The sequence below is a fragment of the Fusobacterium sp. JB019 genome, assembly GCA_030673965.1.
Taxonomy (GTDB): Bacteria; Fusobacteriota; Fusobacteriia; order Fusobacteriales; family Fusobacteriaceae; genus Fusobacterium_B.
On the sequence record JAUTCN010000008.1, the window covers coordinates 17,447 to 36,913 of the forward strand.

Below are 19,467 nucleotides of genomic sequence, written 5' to 3' on the forward strand. Positions count from 1 at the left end.
ATTTAATAGCTGTGTCTTTTTTATTTATTAATTTTCTTCGTTGATTACTTCAATAGTAACTCTTCTATTTGCCTGTCTTCCTATTCTTGTAGAATTAGATGCAATTGGGAAATCAGAACCCATACCAACAGCAGTTAGTCTTTCAGCGGAAACTCCTTGCTTAATTAAATAGTTTCTAACAGAATAAGATCTTTGTTCAGATAAAGTTAAGTTATGTTTATAAGAACCTATATTATCAGTATATCCTGTAATTTTAACTTTTGCATGAGGATAATTATTAAGAACAGTTGCAATTGAATTTAATTGTCTTGAAGCTTCTGCTTTAACTCTTGCCTCATTTGTTTTAAAAGTTAATCCTCCAGGAAGTGTTAATAGTATAGATCTACCAGTATCAACTACTTGAACTCCTGTACTATTAAGAACATTTCTAAATTCACGTTCTTGTTTTTGTTTTATAGAACCTTGAACTCCTCCAATAACAGCTCCAGCAACAGCTCCTACAACTGTACTTTCAGAATCTTCTCCTAAAAGTTGTCCAGCAATAGCTCCAGTAAGAGCCCCTTTTACAACTCCATTAGATGTATATGATTTTGAACCTTCAGGTCTTACAAAATTTTCAGTAGTGGCACATCCAGTTAATAATGAACTTCCTATTATTGTTATAATTATTAATTTTTTAGCTTTCATATAAAAAACCTCCTATAATTTTATAGGAGGATTATATCATAATAATATTAATAAAAAGTTTAGTAATTCTTAATATTTTCTTAATTTATTTTATATGTTTTACTATTAAATCTTTTAAAAGTAAAGGATCAATAGGTTTAGGCATATAATCATTCATACCAGCTTCAAAGCATTTTCTTCTGTCTTCAGTAAAAGTATTTGCACTTAAAGCTAAAATAGGTAGAGTATTGTTTTCATGTAAACTATTTCTAATTTTTTTAGTGCATTCTATGCCATTCATAAGAGGCATTCTAATATCCATAATAACAAGGGAATAATAATTTTTAGAACTATTTATAAATTTTTCATATCCTTCTTTTCCATTAACAGCTTCTTCAACAATAATATTATATTTTTCAAGATTTTTTCTAGCTACTAATCTATTTATTTCATTATCTTCCACAAGAAGTATTTTTTTATTTTTTAATTTTAAATTGTTATCTTCTTTTGTTGAATCATTTAGACTGTTATTATTTTTAATATCAATATTTGTTTTAAATGAAATTTCAATAATAAAGGTAGTTCCTTTTCCAAGTTCACTTTGAACTTTTATATCACTGCCTCTTAAATTTAAAATTCCTTTAACAATTGGAAGACCTAGTCCAGTACCCTTTGTATTTCCTATATTTTCTCCTCTATGAAAAGGTTTAAATATATTAAGTTGATCTTCTTTAGAAATACCAATTCCATTATCTTTTACTTTAATTTCAAAGGAAGCGAGCCCTTCTTTCTTTTTTGTATAAATTTCATTAATATATACATCTATTCTTCCATTATTAGGTGTATATTTAATTGCATTTTCAATTAGAGCATTTGAAACTTTTATAATACTAGAAGTATCTCCAATTAATAATTTGCTTTTTATATTAAAATGACTATAAATTTTTTGATTTTTTGTATCAGCTATAGGTATAAAGTCTTTTAAAATAGAAGTGGCTAAAGAATCAAGATTAAATTCTTTTAACTGAAATTTAATTTTTCCACTATTAACTTTATTCATATCTAAAACTTCATTAATTATTTTTAATAAATTTTTTGACGAGGTTTTAATAATATTTAGATTTTCTTTTACTTGCTCATTATTAACTCCAATAGCATTGTAAGTTAGATCAGTCATTCCAATAATAGCATTCATAGGAGTCTTTATGTCATGACTCATGCTAGCAAGAAAAGTTGTTTTTGTTTTATTTGCATTTTCAGCTAAGGCTAGAGCTTCTTTAAGAGCTTTATTTTTTCTATCATTTTCATTATAAACATCAGTTATGTCTCTTCTTATAATATAGAATATACCATGCTTAAGATTAACATTTGAAATTTTTATTTCTTTAGTTCTAAGCTCATTTTTATTATTATATATTTTATAATATCTTTTAAATGATCCAAGTATTTTAATTTCTTTAAAGATACTTTTTAATGTTATTTTTTCTTTTTTCCTTAAATTTTCAGCAGCTTTTATATCAATAGAAATTAATTTTTCAAATTGCTTAAGAGTAAGGGTAAATTTTTTTTGAAAATTATTATTTTTTGTGGAACTATTAAAATAAACAAGATATTCATTTCTTTTATAATCTGCTCGTACTAAATAATCAAATTCATTTTGCACTACAAAATTTATAATATTATCAGTTTTCTTTTTATTATGAATATCCTTCATTGTTCCAATAATTTCTTTTACATTTGTTAATGGGTTTATAAATACATGATAACTCATTTTAATCCATTTATAGTCATGAATATTATCAAAATAAATTCTAATATCACAAGAAGTTTCTGTTTTGCCTAAAAAGAGATTATTATATAAATTTTCATAGGTTTGAATGTCGTCAGGATGAATAATTTTTTCATCAATAATACATCTAGGAACATTTTCTATTTCTTTTTTATAATTTAACATATTTTCTCTATAACCCATGAAATTTCTGTAGTCATAAACCTTTTTTTTATCAATATCATATCTCCAAATAGCAATGCCTAATTTTTTTAAAAGATCTTTATTATAAAGTTCTAAATTTGAAAAATGAGAAGCGAAAAAAGAGTTATCTTTATATGTTACATATATTTTTAAAGAGTTATCTTCTAAAAAAGTTATATTAGCTTCAGCTTGGAAATTATAATATTGCTTAGTGTTGTAATTATAGTATCTAGCTGAAAATTTTTCATTTTTATTTTTTGTTATATTTTTAAGTAAGTCTTCAATTATTATTTTATCTTCAGGATGTAAAAAAGGAGTATAAGTATTATTGTATTCATTAATTTTATTTCTATCTATTTCAAATAAATTTTCAAATTCTTTATTTCCCCAAATAAGATTTAATTTATTATTCTTATAACTAAAAATAGATATTCCTATAGCAACATTGTCTATAACTTGTCGCTCAATTTCCTTTAACATAGATGTTTCTCCTTTTAACTAAATTTTAGACTGACACACCATTATATTCCTTTTGTAAAAATATTGCAAGATAAAAGATAACACTTGAAAATAAAACACTTGTAATCTATCAAAGCTCAAAAAACTTAATAAAAATATCTTAAATGTGATAGAATAAAAATGAAAAAATTAAGTGAAATTTAACAAATGTGATAGTAGATTATTACAAAAATAAGGGATCTTGTAATTAGCTAAATAAGAAACTAATTACAAGGTCCCTTTGTGTTTATATAGGTGAAAAAAGAGGTTCTAGAAGGTGTCTAACAAGCTCACTAAACCTATTTGTAAGTTGTTTATTTTTAAAGAATTAAAATCAAAAAAACAGAAAAATGTCAAAAAAACATGATTTTTTACTAGAATATGCACAAAAGTATTTATATATTAGTACAAAATAAGGTTTTAGGTGCTAAAAAGAGGGTGTTTGGAAGGGGATAATTGAAAACAATAAAGGAGTATTTAATAATGAAAGAGTTAATGCTGTAGAAAGTGTTAACTCTTTTTAAATATTAAAGAATATTTAAAATAAATAGAATTCGTATCTTAAAATGTGGTAAAATTAAAATGACTTTTTAAAAACAAACTATGGGGGAAATTTATGGAAGTTTTAGATAATAAAAGTGAAAGAGTTTATGATAAATTAAAAGAAAATTTACAAACAGGTAGCAAACTATCAATTATTTCGGCATATTTTACAATATATGCATATGAAAATTTAAAAAAAGAATTAAATAAAATAGATAAATTAAGACTTTTATTTTCTGAGCCAACATTTATAAAAGAAAAAAAAGATATAAATAGAGAGTTTAAACTTAGTGGTAGTTATGAAAGAGGAATAGCTGGAGACAGGTATGAGATGAAACTGAAAGGTGAACTTAAGCAGTCAGAAATAGCAAAAGAATGTGCTGAATGGATAAGAAAAAAAGTTGAAATTAGAGCAAGGGATGAAGAGTATCAATTGCCTCAAAAAATGTTTTTAGTAGAGAATAAAAAGGAAGAGGATATTACTATTTTTGGAAGCTCTGATTTTACAGCAAGTGGATTAGGGATAGTTCCATCTAAAAAAGAGGAATTTAATACATATATCAAAGAAAATAATTTAACTAAACAATTCATTAATAAATTTGAAGCTTATTGGGAAGATAAAGAAAAAGTAAAAGATGTAAAAAAAACAGTTTTAGAAAATTTAGAGCAAGTATATAAAGAAAATACTCCAGAATTTATATATTATATAACTTTATATAATATATTTAAGGACTATTTACAAGGATTAACAGAAGAAGAAATAGTTCAAACTAAAACAGGTTTTATGGATAGTATTGTATGGAATAAATTATATAATTTTCAAAGAGATGGAGTTCTTGGGATTATAGATAAACTAGAAAAATATAATGGATGTATTTTAGCTGATAGTGTTGGATTAGGGAAAACTTTTGAAGCTCTAGCTGTAATTAAATATTACGAATTAAAAAATAAAAGAGTTTTAGTTTTATGTCCTAAAAAATTAAGAGATAACTGGCTAACTTATAAAGGAAATAGAATAGATAATATATTAGAAAAAGATAGATTAAACTACGATGTTTTAAATCATACAGATTTGTCTAGATATCATGGTAAAAGTGGTGAAATTGATTTAGCTAAAATTTACTGGGAAAATTATGATTTGATTGTAATTGATGAATCTCATAATTTTAGAAATAATAATAATCCAAGTAAAGAAGGAAAAGAGACAAGATACTCTAGACTTTTAGAAAAGATAATTAAAGCAGGAATAAAAACAAAAGTCCTTATGCTTTCAGCTACTCCTGTGAATAATAAAATGAATGATTTAAAAAATCAAATAGCTTTTGCAACAGAAGGAAATGACGGAGCACTATCTAATTATGGAATAAAAAGTATAGAACAAACTCTAAGAAAGGCTCAAATGGCTTTTAATAGTTGGAATGAACAAATAGAAGAAGAAAAAACTTTAGAATCTTTACTTGAAAAATTAAATATGGATTATTTTAAGTTACTAGATATGGTCACTATAGCTAGATCTAGAAGACATATTCAAAAATATTATGATACTTCTAGTATAGGTGAATTTCCAGAAAGATTAAAGCCTAAAAATATAAAAGCTAAAATAGATACAGAAGATAATTTTATGGAATTAAAAGATTTGAATAAAAAAATAAGAATGCTAAATATGGCTATGTATTCTCCGATAAAATATGTTTTGCCTCATAAAATAAATTATTATAATAAACTTTATGATACTAAAATGAAAAATTCTACTTTTAGACAAATAGATAGAGAAGAAAGTTTGGTTAATTTAATGAGAGTAAATATATTAAAAAGATTGGAAAGTTCAATTCATTCTTTTGGGCTTACTGTTGGGAAATTATTAACTCATATTGATATTATTTTACAGAAATTAGATATGGCTGATAATATAGAAGAATTTGATTTTGAAGGCTTAGATTTAGAAGATCCAAGACTTCAAGATTATACAGTGGGAAGTAAAAAAGTAAAAGTTTTAATTAATGATATTGATAAATTGAAGTGGAAAAGTGATTTAGAATATGACAAAAAAATATTAGAGAAAATTATAAAAGAAACATATAAAATAAATGTTTCTCGTGATGAAAAATTAAGAAAATTAAAAGAAATTATAAGAGAAAAAATTAATAATCCAATTAATGGAGAAAATAAAAAAGTTTTAGTTTTTACAGCTTACGCAGATACAGCTAAATATTTGTATGAAAATATTTATAAAGCTTTGGAGAAAGAAGGGATATATTCAGCTATTGTAACTGGTAGTGATAAACCTAGAACAAACTTAAAATTAAAATTTAAAGAATTTAATAATATATTAACTAATTTTTCTCCTAGATCAAAGGGAAGACGAGAAGAGGGGAAAGAAATAGATTTGTTAATAGCAACAGATTGTATATCTGAAGGTCAGAATTTACAAGATTGTGACTATTTAATTAATTATGATATTCATTGGAATCCTGTAAGAATTATTCAGAGATTTGGAAGAATAGATAGAATAGGTTCTCAAAATAAAATAATTCAGTTATGTAATTTTTGGCCAAATATGGAGCTAGATGAATATATTAATCTAGAATCAAGAGTTACAGGTAGGATGGTAATGCTTGATATGTCTGCAACAGGTGAAGATAATGTTATAGATGAAAATGAAAATTCTATGAATGATTTAGAATACAGAAAAAGACAATTAAAACAATTACAAGATCAAGTAATAGATTTAGAGGATATAAATGGAAATATATCTATTACAGATCTAAATTTTAATGATTTTAAAATGGATTTAGTTAATTTTCAGAAGAATAATAATCAAGATATGGTGAATATACCTACAGGAATGTATGCTATAGCTAAGCAAAATATATCTGAAGCTGAAAAAGGAGTTATATTTTGTCTAAAACAAATAAATAAAGATATAAAACCTAGTGAAAATAATCCATTGAATCCATTCTTTTTAGTATACATTAAAGATAATGGAGATATATTATATAACTTTATTCAAAGCAAAAAAATATTAGATTTATATAAGAAATTATGTAGTGGTAAAAATGAACTTTATAAAGAATTAATAAGTAATTTTAACTTAGAAACAGATAACGCTGATGATATGACAAAATTTACAAAATTCTTAGAAGCTACAGTTGAAAATATAATAGGAAAAGAAGAAGAAAAAGGGTTAGAAAGTTTGTTTTCTTTTGGATTAAGTAACATTCAAGGAGAAAATAAAAATTTAGATGATTTTGAGTTAATATCATTTTTAGTTATTAAGTAGGGGGAATACTTATGGATTATTTTGGATTTTCAAAAGAATTTAAAATGGATAAATTTTTGCCAAAAGAACTGATATATAAGCAGATAGATGCAAAGGAAGTAACTAAAAAATTATTTGTTGATAATATTGAGAAGATAAAAATAAGAAGTTCTATAAAAGAAGAGGGAAGTAATATTAAAACTTATAGAGATTTGGAATCAAAAGAAGTTTATGAAGAAATACTTTTCTTAAAAATTGAGCTTAAAAAGAAGGGGAAAGAAGAAAAAATAGTAGATATTTTTCATAAGATATTTCCAAGACAAACAGTATTAGAACTTAAATATGATAATTTAACTTATCTTTCCTGTGCAAATAAAAAAATAGGAAAAAATTTGCAAACAATAGAAAAAATTTATAATACAGGTTGGTTTAAGGAAGAAAAGGAAAAGGAATTTATAGAAAGCTTAAATTATAGAAATTATGATTTAACTAATTTAAAAACTTTTTATGAAAGTATTTTAGAGAGAATAAAATTATATATTGAAATAAAAGCGAGTAAAGAAAAAATAAATATTAAAAATGCTATAGGAGATAAATTATTTTTAGAAAAATTAGAAAAAATTAATGAAAAAATAGACATATTAAAAAATCAAAGAAAAAAAGAAACTCAAATAAAACAAGTGGCAGAAATACAAGAAAAATTATTAGAGTTAATTTTAGAAAGAAGAAATTTAGTTAAATAATAATCTATAAGGGGATGAGAGTAATGGAAACATTGGATGTTCGTTTGAAAGATTGCTATGGTATTAATTTGTTAGAATATGATTTTAAATTTAAAGATAAAAATATGTATATGATTTATGCTCCTAATGGAACGATGAAGACATCTTTTGCAAAAACCTTTAAAGATATAATGAATGGGCAAATGCCAAAGGAACAAATTAAGGGTAGTGATGGAGAATATAGCTTAATAACTGATGAAGGGGAATTAGATGCTGAAAAAATATTTGTTATTAATTCATATGAAGAAACTTATCAATGTAAAAATTTATCAAAATTGTTATTAAAAAATGAAATAAAGGAAGAATATGATCGCTTAGTAAAAGAGATAGAAACAGCTAAGGATGTATTTTTAAAAAAAGTTTTAGAAACATTTGGAGGTAAAAAAAATAGTTTAGAGTCTGAATTTAATAAATTTTATGAAAAGAAATTATCTGTAAAAAATATTATAGATATAGAACGAGAAGATATAAAAATCATACAAAATTTAAATTATAAATATTTAGAAATATTTAATGATAAGGCGATAGCTTTAATGAAAAAGAGAACTTTTCAAGAGAATATAGAAAAATATATAGACTTATATGATGAATTGCTTGAAAATTCTAAGTTATTTAAAAAAGGTGGTATAAATCATAATAATTTTGATGAAATTATTAAATCAATAGAAAAGAATAGATTTTTTTCTATTGATAATAAATTAATTTTGGCTAATGGGAAAGAAGTTTCAAATGATACAGAATTTAAAGAAGCATTAGAAGAAGAGAAAAATAATATTTTAGCAGATAAAAATCTTTTGAAAATATTTCAAAGTATAGATAGATTACTAAAAAATCAAGAAACAAAGAAATTAAGAGAAATTTTAGAAGAAAAACCAGAATTAATTTTAGAGTTAGAAAATTTAGAATTATTTCAAAGAAAAATTTGGAAAAGTTATTTTTTGCTAGGAGAAGAAGAATATAAGAAATTAAAAGAAAAATATGAAGAAAATTATGGAAAAATAACAAATATTTTAGAGAAAGCAAAGGCAGAGAAAACTTTATGGGAAGAAACAATAGAAAAGTTTAATCAAAGATTTCAGTTGCCATTTGAAGTACAAATTGAAAACAAAGAAAATGTTTTAGTTGGAATAGAAGAACCAAGAATAAATTTTATATATTCAGGAAAGAAACTTTCGGGTCAGGAATTAAAGAATGATATATTGAGTACAGGAGAAAAAAGAGCATTTTATTTGCTAGAGATAACATATGAAATAGAAAATCTAAAAAAAGAAAATAAAGAAAAACTGTTAATATTAGATGATATTGCAGATTCTTTTGATTATAAAAATAAATATGCCATTATAGAGTATTTAAATGATTTATTAAAAGAAGAGAATTTTAAAATAATTATATTAACTCATAATTTTGATTTTTATAGAACTATAGCATCTAGATTAGAGTTGCAAAAGAATTCTTTGATAGCTTTAAAATCTAATGGGGAAATTAAACTTGAAAAAGGGCAATATTTTAAAAGTGTATTTACTTATTGGAAACCCAAAATTTTATCTAATGAAAAACTTCTAGTTGCAACAATTCCATTTGTTAGAAACTTAATAGAATATTCTATTGGAGCAAAAGATGAAACAGGAGATTGGGATAAAAATTATATATTTTTAACTAATTTATTACATTATAAATTTGAAGATACAGAAAGTATAAAAGTGGAAGATTTGAAAAATTGTTATATAACTTCATGGTTTCATAATGGTGAAAAAATTAAGAATGATGGTAGAAAAGTTATTGATGTGCTTTTTAATGAATCAGAAAAATTAATTAAAAATACCCAGGAGAGCATTAACTTAGAAGATAAAATACTTTTATCTATGGCGTGTAGATTAAGGTGCGAAAAAAATATGTTTAAAGATATTTTAGAAAAAGATAGTAGTTATAAATCAAAAGATAAAAATCAAACTAGAGATTTAACAGATAAATATAAAGAATTAAAATTAAATAAAGATAATTTAAATTTAATAGAAGAAGTTAATTTAATGACTGCAGAAAATATACATTTAAATTCATTTATGTATGAACCATTAATTGATATATCTAGCAATCATTTGAAAAATTTATATGAAAATTTAAAAAATAATTGGAGGTAAAAAATGGTAAGTAATTATATGAAAACTGTTTATAGAATTTTGAAAATAATAGATCTTTCAAGGGATAAAGAAGATTTTAATTTTGATAAAGAATTTGATTTAGAAAAATTAGAGATTGATGAAAAAAGATTTGAAGATATATTAGAAACACTAAATGAAAATGGTTATATTAAAGGAATAAAAATTTCAAGAAGTATTAATGGAGCTTCAACTATAAGTATTTCAAGTCCAAGATTAACATTAGATGGAATGGAATATTTGGAAGAGAATACAGTAATGAAAAATGTATATAAAGCATTAAAAGAAGCAAAAGAATGGATTCCAGGACTATAAATTTTAAAGGAGTAAATAATGAAGGTTGAGAAAATGAATGGAGAAACGCTAGATATAACAAAAAATAATATAGAAAAATTAAAGGAAATTTTTCCAGATATATTTACTGAAGGAAAAATAGATTTTGAAGCGTTGAAAGAAAATCTGGGAGAAGAGATTGAAACAGAAAATGAAAAATATTATTTTAGTTGGAATGGAAAAGAGCAAGCTAAAAAAATAGCAAGAGATCCAAGTAAAGGAACTTTAAGACCAGCTAAAGAAGATTCTAAAGACTGGGATAATACAGAAAATTTATATATAGAAGGGGATAATTTAGAAGTTTTAAAATTATTGCAAAAATCATATTATGAACAAGTAAAAATGATATATATAGATCCTCCTTATAATACAGGGAAAGATTTTGTTTATAAAGATAATTTTAAAGATAATCTAGAAAATTACTTAAAAGTAACAGGGCAAGTAGATGAAGATGGTGATAAACAATCTACTAATAAAGAAACAGAGGGAAGATATCATTCAAATTGGCTTAATATGATGTATCCAAGATTAAAGTTAGCAAGAAATCTTTTAAGGGAAGATGGAGTAATATTTATTTCAATAGATGATAATGAAGTGCATAATTTAAGAAAAATATGTGATGAAATATTTGACGAAATAAATTTTATTGCAAAATTTATTCACAAGAATAATTCTAATAAAAACCAAGCTAATCTGGTGAGTATTTCCTGTGAATACTTTCTATGCTATGCAAAAAATAAAGATGAATTAAAAAATGTATGTTGGAGAATGGAAAAAAAGGGAGCCAAGGATATAGTTAGAATTTATGAGAAATTGAAAAAAGAAGGACTTAGTTTAGATGATATTCTTGATGAAATCAAAGAGTTATATAAAAGACCAAAATATGCTCATTTGAGTAGATGGAATAAAATAGATGAACAAGGTGTATTTATGGATGATAATCTTTCAAGGGAAGGTGGGGCAAAAGATTACACTATTATTAATTCTGAAACAAAAAAACCTTGTCCTATTCCACCAAGAGGTTGGGCTAAATCTAAAGATGAATTGGATAAACTTGTAGAAAAAAAATTAATATATTTTGGAGACCCTAAAACGCCACCAAGGATAAAATCTTATTTAACTGGTGAAGATATATCTGTTCCGGATAGTTTTTGGTATATAGATAATTCAACTGATACAAGATGGCAAAAACAAAAATTTGGTTTTTTAATTTTTGAAAATCCAAAGGCTGTTGAATTGATAAGGTTAATTGGTGAAATGCTTTCTGACAAGAGGTCAATTATTTTAGATTTCTTCTCTGGTTCAGCAACAACAGCACATGCAGTAATGAAACTTAATGCTGAAGATGGAGGAAAGAGAAAATATATAATGGTGCAATTACAAGAAGAAACAGGTGAAAAGTCAGAAGCTTTTAAAAATGGATATAAAAATATATGTGAAATAGGAAAAGAAAGAATAAGAAGAGCAGGAGAACAAGTAAAAGAAGAGGTAGAAACAGAAAATCAACAATTAAAGTTAGGAGAAGAGCCTAAAAAAGTTCCAGATATAGGATTTAAAGTATTTAAATTAGAAACATCAAATATTAAAGAATGGGATAGTGAAACAGAAGATTTAGAAACATCATTACTTGATTTTATGGATAATTTAAAATCAGATAGAACTTCTTTAGATATAGTTTATGAAGTGCTTTTAAAATATGGATTACCACTAGATTCTAAAATAAAAGACAAGGGTAAATTTTACTCAGTAGCAGGAGGAACACTTCGTATAAATTTAGATAAAGTTATAGATGATGATACTATAAAAGCTATCTGTGATGACTATAGAAAAACTTTAGAAATAGATGAAGATCATAAAACTACAGTTGTTTTAAGAGAAACTTCTTTTAGAGATTCAGTTGAAAAAACAAATAAAAAACATGAATTAGAACAAGCGGGAATAAAAGAAATAATTATAATATAAAAGGAGGTGATAATTTTGAAAATAAAATTTGAAAATAATTTAAAATATCAAGAGGAAGCAATAAAGTCTATAACTGATATTTTTAAAGGACAAGAAACTTGTAATACAATGTTTAGTATTATGAAAAAACAAGGAGTGCAGTACACTAATGGAATTGAAGCTTTTAGTAATGGTATTGGAAATAAAATATCTTTGCTTCCAGAAGAAATTTTAGAAAATTTAAATAATATCCAAGAAAGAAATGGACTTTCAAAAACTAAAAAAATATCACCTTCTGACTATAATTTTACAGTTGAAATGGAAACAGGAACAGGGAAAACTTATGTTTATTTAAGAACTATCCTAGAATTAAATAAGTTATATGGATTTTTAAAATTTATAATTGTAGTTCCTTCAATAGCTATAAAAGAAGGAGTATTTAAAACGTTAGAAATAACAAGAGAACATTTTTCAGAACTTTACAATAATGTTACTTATGACTATTTCACTTATGATTCTAAAAGGGTTTCAAATATTATTAATTTTGCTCAAAGTAATAATATTCAAATAATGATAATAAATAGAGATTCATTCAATAAAGAAAGTAATATATTAAATAAGTCAAGTGATAGTTCAGAAGCTATTGGTTATGAAAGACCTATGGAATTTATTAAAGAAACTAATCCAATAGTAATAGTGGATGAGCCTCAAAATATGGAAAGTGAAAAATCTAAAATGGCTCTTAGTAATCTAAATCCAATATGCACTTTAAGATATTCAGCAACACATAAAAAGAAATATAATTATGTATATAAATTGAATTCTATTGATGCTTATGAGAAGCAATTAGTAAAACAAATAGAGGTTGCTACTGTAGGAATAACAGAAACTAATAATACAGATTATATAAAGTTATTAAGTGTAAATTTAAATAAAAAAACTGGAATGATCAGTGCTAAGCTAGAAATGGATGTTAAATCTGGTAAAAAAGTTTCAAGAAAAGAAGTGAAAGTAATAAAAGGAGAAGATCTATCACAAAAAGCTAAAAGAAGCATATATGATGGTTATGAAGTTATAGATATTTCTGTTAAATCTGGTGATGAATGGATAGATTTAGGAAAAGTAAAATTAAAGTTAGATCAAGTTAATGGTGGTTTAGAACCAGATATAATAAAAAGACTTCAAATAAGAAGAACAGTCCAAGAACATTTAGACAAACAATTAAGACTAAAATCTCAAGGGATAAAAGTTTTATCTTTATTTTTTGTAGATAAAGTTGCAAATTATAGAATTTATGATGAAGAAGGAAATCCTCATAAGGGTAAGTATGCTAAAATATTTGAAGAAGAATATAGAAAATTATTAGAAACAGGAAAATACAATGATATTTTAGATGGGGCTTTTTCAATAAAAGAAAGAGCTGAAATAGTTCACGATGGTTATTTCTCAAAAGATAAAAAAAGAAATAAAAAAACAGGAAAAGATTATTATGAGGAAAAAGATACCAAAGGAAACACTGCTTCAGATAATGAAACATTTAATAAAATAATGAAAGAAAAAGAAAAATTATTAAGTTTTAAAGAACCACTTTCTTTTATATTTTCACATTCAGCTTTAAAAGAGGGTTGGGATAATCCAAATGTATTTCAAATTTGTACTTTAGTTGAAACAAAATCAGAAATGAGTAAAAGACAAAAGATAGGGAGAGGTCTTAGAATAGCTGTAAATCAAAATGGTGAAAGAGTAAAAGGATTTGAAGTTAATACATTAACAGTTATGGCTAATGAATCTTATGAAGAATTTGCAGATGGGTTACAAAATGAAATAGGAAAAGAAGAGAATGTTAGTTTTGGAATAATAGAGGAATTTATATTTTCTAATATTGTTATAGAAATAAAGAATGGAAAAGAAGTTTATTTGGGACATGAAAAATCTAAAGAGCTATATAATCATTTAATAGCTAATGATTATATAAATGAAAAGGGAGTTCCTGAAGATAAGTTAAAAACAGCTTTAAAAACAGATACATTTGAAGTTCCAAAAGAATTTGAAAGTTTTAAAGAAACAATAGCAAAGAAAATAAAATCTTCAGTAGGTAAATTAACAATAAAAGATGCTGATAAAAAAGTGAAAGTTAAAATAAATAAGGAAGTTTTCTTAAGTGAAGAGTTCAAAGAATTATGGGATAAGGTTAAATATAGAACTACTTATTTTGTTGATTTTGATGAAGAAAAATTGATAAAAAAATGTGTTGAGGGCTTAGATGAAGAAATTTATATATCAAAAGTTAAAGAAACTTATTCTAAAGTAAAACTAAAACTTGAAAAATCAGGAGTAAATTTAGGACAAATTTCAGGGGTAGAAGAAGAGTTGAAACATATAGACTATAATTATAGATTACCAGATATTCTTTCATATTTGCAAAATGAGACTAATTTAACAAGAAAAGCAATCGTTAAGATTTTAACAACAAGTAAAACTTTAAATGCCTTTAAAAAGAATCCTCAACTTTATTTAGAACAAGCAACAGATATTATAAAAAGAATAATGAAAAGTTTTGTTGTAGATGGAATAAAATATGAAAAACTAGGAGAAAGTGAATATTATTGCCAAGAATTATTTGAAGATAAAGAATTAATTGGATATTTGAAAACGCAAGCTAATGAAAACGGAAATTTAATAGAAAGTAAAAAATCTCCTTATAATTATGTGGTTTATGATTCTAGTACAATAGAAAATCCTTTTGTAGTGGATATGGAAAAATCAGAGAATGTTAAGTTTTATGCAAAGCTTCCCTCTTGGTTTAAGATAGATACTCCTTTAGGTTCTTATAATCCAGATTGGGTAGTACTTTTAAATGAAGATTTATCAGAAAAATTATATTTTGTAATAGAGACAAAGGGAACTAATTATATATCAGAATTAAGAATAGATGAACAGAATAAAATTAAATGTGCGAGAAAACATTTTGAAGCTTTAGGTACAGGAGTAGAATATAAGGCTCCAATAAAAAGTTTAGGAAGTTTTTTTGATAAAATTTAAATAATAGATTCCGTTAATTGTTTAAATGATTAACGGAATTATATAATTTAAAATTAAAGAAGGGCATATAATCATGCGAACATGAATATATCCCCTCCGGTTTCGGTAATTAATTTTATCAAAATAGATATGTTTTGTAAATATAAATTTTAATTAATATGATAAAAGGGAGTGAAATATGGCTTATGGGAAAACTATAAAGATATTTTTAATGGATGGGGAATCTAGTGGAAAAGCTTCTTGTGAATTATCAAATTGGATGGGAAGAGTCTTTAGGATACCTAGAAATTTAGTGAATAAATCAAATATAAAAGAAATAGCTTTAACAGGAGTCTACTTTTTAATAGGTTATGATGAAGAAACTAATAAGAAAAGTGTATATATAGGAGAAGCTGAAAATATAGAAGAAAGATTGAAACAGCATCTTAAAGAAAAAGATTTTTGGACAGAATGTTTATTTGTTATAAGCGATAGAAATAATTTGAATAAAGCTCATATAAAATATTTAGAAAATTCTTTTTATAATTTAGCAATAAAGTCAAATCAATATAAAGTTATAAATAAAAATGAACCGTCAAAATCATCAATATCTGATGCTGAAGAAGCTGAAATGGTTGAATTTATAGATAATACAAAAATTTTAATTAATACTTTAGGTTATAAAGCTTTTGAACCTTTAGTTTCTGAAGAAAAATTAGAAAAAGAAACTGAAGAAATTTTGTATTTAAATTATAAAAATATAAAAGCTAAGGCATTAATGACTAGTGAAGGATTTGTTTTATTAAAAGGAAGCCAAATTATAGAAGAAGTGAAAGACTATATTCCAAATGGATATAAAGCTCTTAGAATAAAATATAAAGATAAAATTAAAAATTTAGAAACTATAGAAGATCTACTTTTTAATAGTCCTAGTGCAGCAGCAGTTTTTGTAACTGGTAAAAATCAAAATGGACCTAAAATGTGGAAAAATAAAGATGGGAAAACATTGAAAGAATTGGAAGAAAATTAAGAAGAGATAGTTGCTTAAGGGTTGTAATTACATATCGTTACAAAATAAGAAGGGCCTTGTGATTGGCTAAATAAGAAGCTGATTACAAGGTCCCTTTGTGTTTATATAGGCGAAAAAAGATGCTCTAGAAGGCACTTAATAAGCCTACCAACCCTATTTGTAAGTTCTTTATTTTTAAAAGTTTAAAATCAAAAAAATCTAAAAATAGTGAAAAAAGCATAAATGTTTACCGTAATATGTACAAAAATACTTATAAACTAGTATAAATCAAGTTTTTTAGAGGTTAAAATTAAGAAAATATGCTATAATAACTTAAAAAATATAAAAGGCAATATAGAAGCTGAAAAATAACTTATATACAGGAGATTTTATGAAAAGAGAATTAAGAAAAAAGGAAATTATGGCAGCAGCTAGAAAGATAATAATTGAAAGAGGTTATAAAAAGACTAGCGTTCAAGAAATAACAAATGAAGTAGGGATAGCTAAAGGAAGTTTTTATACTTATTTTAAATCAAAAAGTGAATTAGTTGTAGCTTTAATATTAGATAGAATATCAAATATTAAAGAAAAAAATCAGTTGATTTTAAAAGATGAAATTTCTTTAACCAATGCCTTTGAAAAGTATGCTTATAATGTTACTAGAGTACCCATAGAAGATCCTGAATTTTTTATTATAATGATGAAATTGTTTGAGTGTAGAGAAGACTTAGAAAAAGGAGTTAGAGAAGAATTATTTTCTATGCGTTTGAGAAGAGGAAATTTTATAAGATTAATTTTAAATAAATATAAAGAACAAATAGATATAACAAAAGAAGAAGAAATTGAAAGATATGTGGGAATGATAAGCGGTTTAGTAGATACTTATTATGAAAATGTTGTTGTCCCATTAGTTAGTAAAAGTGAGATTATAAGTGTGGAAGAAACAAAAAAATTAGTAAAAAAAATAGATATAGATTATGAAGTTAGCTTTATGAAAAAATGTATATTAAAATTAATACTAAAATAAATAGCAGTAATTAATAGAAAAGCCTTGTTAAATCAAGGCTTTTTTTTGATATATATTGAAAATATTTATAAATAATTGATAAATTAATATAAAAATATGGTAGAATAAAATGGATTTTTTTAAATATATTAAATTAAATACATAGGGGTGAAAAATGAGGAAAAAAAGGAATATAAGTTTTTGGATGAGTATAGTCGTTTTAGGTGCTTTGTTTATAGCTGGATGTTTTATTTCATATAAAGGCTATGAAACTTTAAGAACTCCAGAAAAAGTTTCAATATTAAATTTAACAAAGAATAATAGTCAATCTTTTTCTGGAGAACTATTATTAGATAATCAGAAAAAATATGTTCAGGAATTACTAAAAGACGAATTATTAAAAAAAGAAATAAAAGATAATAATGTTATTTATATTAAAAATAAAAATTTTTCAGATAATGAATATTTTTTAATGTTAATGTCATTATTATTTATTTTAACTCTTTTGATAAGAGTTGTAAGAGACAAGAAAAAATTATCAGATTTAAAGAAAATAAAAGAGATATTTCAAGATGGAGATAATAATTTTGAAAATATAAATGAAAATATAAAAAATATAAGTATAGAATCTAATCTAGTAAGCCGTTGGAAAGAATATATAGAAACTTTATATTTAAAAGAGAATAAAAGATATCAGACAATAGATGCAGAAGAAATATTTAATTTTGATATCTTATATAAAGAACAAATAAGATCAAGATTCTTTCTATATATTCCACAAGCATTAGTTGGAATAGGAATGTTAGGAACATTTTATGGATTAACTAAGGGGTTGTCTCATTTAAATTTAAGTAATATTCAAGGAATTCAAGGAAGTGTTGGAGAGCTTTTAAGTGGTGTTAAAACAGCTTTTTATACAAGTTTATTTGGTTTATCTTTTTCTTTAGTATTAACTTTTTTTTATCATATTTATTTTGGAGAAATAGAAAAATCTATATTTAATTTAAAAAATATAATTAATGAAAAATTTCCTAAAAGAGTAAAAGATAAAGTTTACGATGAAATTATGGAAAAATTAAGCTCTATAAGTGAAACAAATAAAGAAACAAGTGGATTACTAGGAAACCAAATTGAAAAAATAGGAGTTTCAATGACAGAAACTTTAGGTAAATTTTCAAATAATATAGGAAGTGATTTTAAAGAAACATTAACATCAGCTTTTGATAATGTATTTAGTGAAAATTTTATAAATGGAATGCAGGAGTCTTTAAATCAAACTTTAGAAATATTTAAAACTAATTCTGATAAAATGTTAGAATTTAAAGATCAAATGAATATAGCTGTTATGGAATTAAAAGAGTTAAAAGATTCTTATGTTGAAGCTATAAAAGATAGCAAAGAAACTAAAGTAGAGTTTAAAAGTATGTTAGATCAATCAAATGAAACAACTAAAGAATTATTGGAAAATATAAATATAAATTATAAAGAAAATAATGAAAAAATAGTATCTCAATATGAAGCTATACATTTAAATTTAGTATCTGCATGTGAAAAAATACAAAATATTTCAGCTGATTATGGGGTTTTTGAAGAAAAAACTAAAAATATAGCAAAAGAAATGACTGATATTCAGGATAATAATTTAGAAATTTTAAATAAAAATGAAATATTTGTTGATGAAATAAAAGAAGTTTTAGAAGAAGTTAGAAGTAATAAAGAAGCTGACATAGAACTTAAAAATTTATGGACATCTTACTGTGAATCTTTTAAAGAAGTAAATAGTAATTTAGATAAAAATTCAAAATTATATAAAGAAAATTTAGAACAAACATCTTTAGAATTTAGAGAGATAATAAAAAATATATCAGAACAATATCAAACAGTTATAAAGGATCAAACAGTTGATTATACAAATGAAATAAGAAGAGGTTTATCAGAACTATTTAAAGATTATGATTCTAACTTAGCTTTAGTTGTAGATAAATTTAATGGAGTATTGCAAGTATTCCAAGATAAAATGCAGTATTTTTCTGAGAATTTAGCAGAGACTAAAAATACAATTGGTAAAACATCAGAAACTTTTGAAAGTTATGACTCAAATTTATCAACTATAGTAGATAAATTTAATATTACTTTAAATAATTTTGAAAATAAAATGCAAAAATTTACAAATAGTTTATTAGATACAAAAGAAGTATTAGTTAAAGAATTCCAAGAAGAAAAGAGATTATTAAATGAAAAAGTAGAAGAAATAAAAAAATCCAATTAAATTTAGAGGTGT

Annotated in this window: 11 protein-coding genes; 9 read left to right on the forward strand and 2 right to left on the reverse strand. The window is 24.0% G+C overall.

Features of this window, described 5'->3' with window-relative positions:
- Nucleotides 1–27 precede the first annotated feature (27 nt).
- On the reverse strand, nt 28–687 hold the full coding sequence (locus Q7K47_06405) for an OmpA family protein (protein ID MDP0506853.1): 660 nt from the start codon (nt 685–687) through the stop codon (nt 28–30).
- 85 nt (nt 688–772) lie between these two features.
- Nucleotides 773–3,118 carry a response regulator gene (locus tag Q7K47_06410; protein MDP0506854.1) on the reverse strand — a complete coding sequence of 782 codons (2,346 nt, stop codon included), beginning with the start codon at nt 3,116–3,118 and terminating at the stop codon, nt 773–775.
- Nucleotides 3,119–3,752: 634 nt separating this feature from the next.
- On the opposite strand from Q7K47_06410, the gene Q7K47_06415 reads away from it, so the two are divergent.
- The 9 genes from Q7K47_06415 (at nt 3,753) to zorA (ending at nt 19,455) form a co-directional block, all read left to right on the forward strand.
- On the forward strand, nt 3,753–6,959 hold the full coding sequence (locus tag Q7K47_06415; GenBank protein MDP0506855.1) for a helicase-related protein: 3,207 nt from the start codon (nt 3,753–3,755) through the stop codon (nt 6,957–6,959).
- Nucleotides 6,960–6,970: 11 nt separating this feature from the next.
- Nucleotides 6,971–7,681, forward strand: coding sequence for a DUF4391 domain-containing protein (locus Q7K47_06420; protein ID MDP0506856.1), 711 nt, complete (start codon nt 6,971–6,973; stop codon nt 7,679–7,681).
- Between the two features lie 23 nt (nt 7,682–7,704).
- Nucleotides 7,705–9,858: a hypothetical protein gene (locus Q7K47_06425; GenBank protein ID MDP0506857.1), complete on the forward strand. Its 2,154-nt coding sequence runs from the start codon at nt 7,705–7,707 to the stop codon at nt 9,856–9,858.
- Nucleotides 9,859–9,861: 3 nt separating this feature from the next.
- Nucleotides 9,862–10,191 carry a YjcQ family protein gene (locus Q7K47_06430; GenBank protein ID MDP0506858.1) on the forward strand — a complete coding sequence of 110 codons (330 nt, stop codon included), beginning with the start codon at nt 9,862–9,864 and terminating at the stop codon, nt 10,189–10,191.
- Between the two features lie 18 nt (nt 10,192–10,209).
- Entirely contained in the window at nt 10,210–12,171 is a 1,962-nt protein-coding gene (locus Q7K47_06435; protein ID MDP0506859.1) for a site-specific DNA-methyltransferase, read from the forward strand.
- 15 nt (nt 12,172–12,186) lie between these two features.
- A complete protein-coding gene (locus tag Q7K47_06440; protein ID MDP0506860.1) occupies nt 12,187–15,192 on the forward strand; it encodes a DEAD/DEAH box helicase family protein in 3,006 nt (1,001 codons plus the stop codon).
- A 178-nt stretch (nt 15,193–15,370) separates the two neighbouring features.
- Nucleotides 15,371–16,201 (forward strand): GIY-YIG nuclease family protein, encoded by an 831-nt coding sequence (locus tag Q7K47_06445; GenBank protein MDP0506861.1) that lies wholly within the window; start codon nt 15,371–15,373, stop codon nt 16,199–16,201.
- Nucleotides 16,202–16,571: 370 nt separating this feature from the next.
- Nucleotides 16,572–17,207: a TetR/AcrR family transcriptional regulator gene (locus tag Q7K47_06450; protein MDP0506862.1), complete on the forward strand. Its 636-nt coding sequence runs from the start codon at nt 16,572–16,574 to the stop codon at nt 17,205–17,207.
- 154 nt (nt 17,208–17,361) lie between these two features.
- On the forward strand, nt 17,362–19,455 hold the full coding sequence (zorA, locus tag Q7K47_06455) for an anti-phage ZorAB system protein ZorA (GenBank protein MDP0506863.1): 2,094 nt from the start codon (nt 17,362–17,364) through the stop codon (nt 19,453–19,455).
- Nucleotides 19,456–19,467 lie beyond the last annotated feature (12 nt).

Coding starts and splice junctions, on each gene's coding strand:
- Q7K47_06405 (MDP0506853.1), bottom strand. CDS start 687: ATGAAAGCTAAAAAATTAATAATTATAACAATAATAGGAAGTTCATTA.
- Q7K47_06410 (MDP0506854.1), bottom strand. CDS start 3,118: ATGTTAAAGGAAATTGAGCGACAAGTTATAGACAATGTTGCTATAGGA.
- Q7K47_06415 (MDP0506855.1), top strand. CDS start 3,753: ATGGAAGTTTTAGATAATAAAAGTGAAAGAGTTTATGATAAATTAAAA.
- Q7K47_06420 (MDP0506856.1), top strand. CDS start 6,971: ATGGATTATTTTGGATTTTCAAAAGAATTTAAAATGGATAAATTTTTG.
- Q7K47_06425 (MDP0506857.1), top strand. CDS start 7,705: ATGGAAACATTGGATGTTCGTTTGAAAGATTGCTATGGTATTAATTTG.
- Q7K47_06430 (MDP0506858.1), top strand. CDS start 9,862: ATGGTAAGTAATTATATGAAAACTGTTTATAGAATTTTGAAAATAATA.
- Q7K47_06435 (MDP0506859.1), top strand. CDS start 10,210: ATGAAGGTTGAGAAAATGAATGGAGAAACGCTAGATATAACAAAAAAT.
- Q7K47_06445 (MDP0506861.1), top strand. CDS start 15,371: ATGGCTTATGGGAAAACTATAAAGATATTTTTAATGGATGGGGAATCT.
- Q7K47_06450 (MDP0506862.1), top strand. CDS start 16,572: ATGAAAAGAGAATTAAGAAAAAAGGAAATTATGGCAGCAGCTAGAAAG.
- zorA (MDP0506863.1), top strand. CDS start 17,362: ATGAGGAAAAAAAGGAATATAAGTTTTTGGATGAGTATAGTCGTTTTA.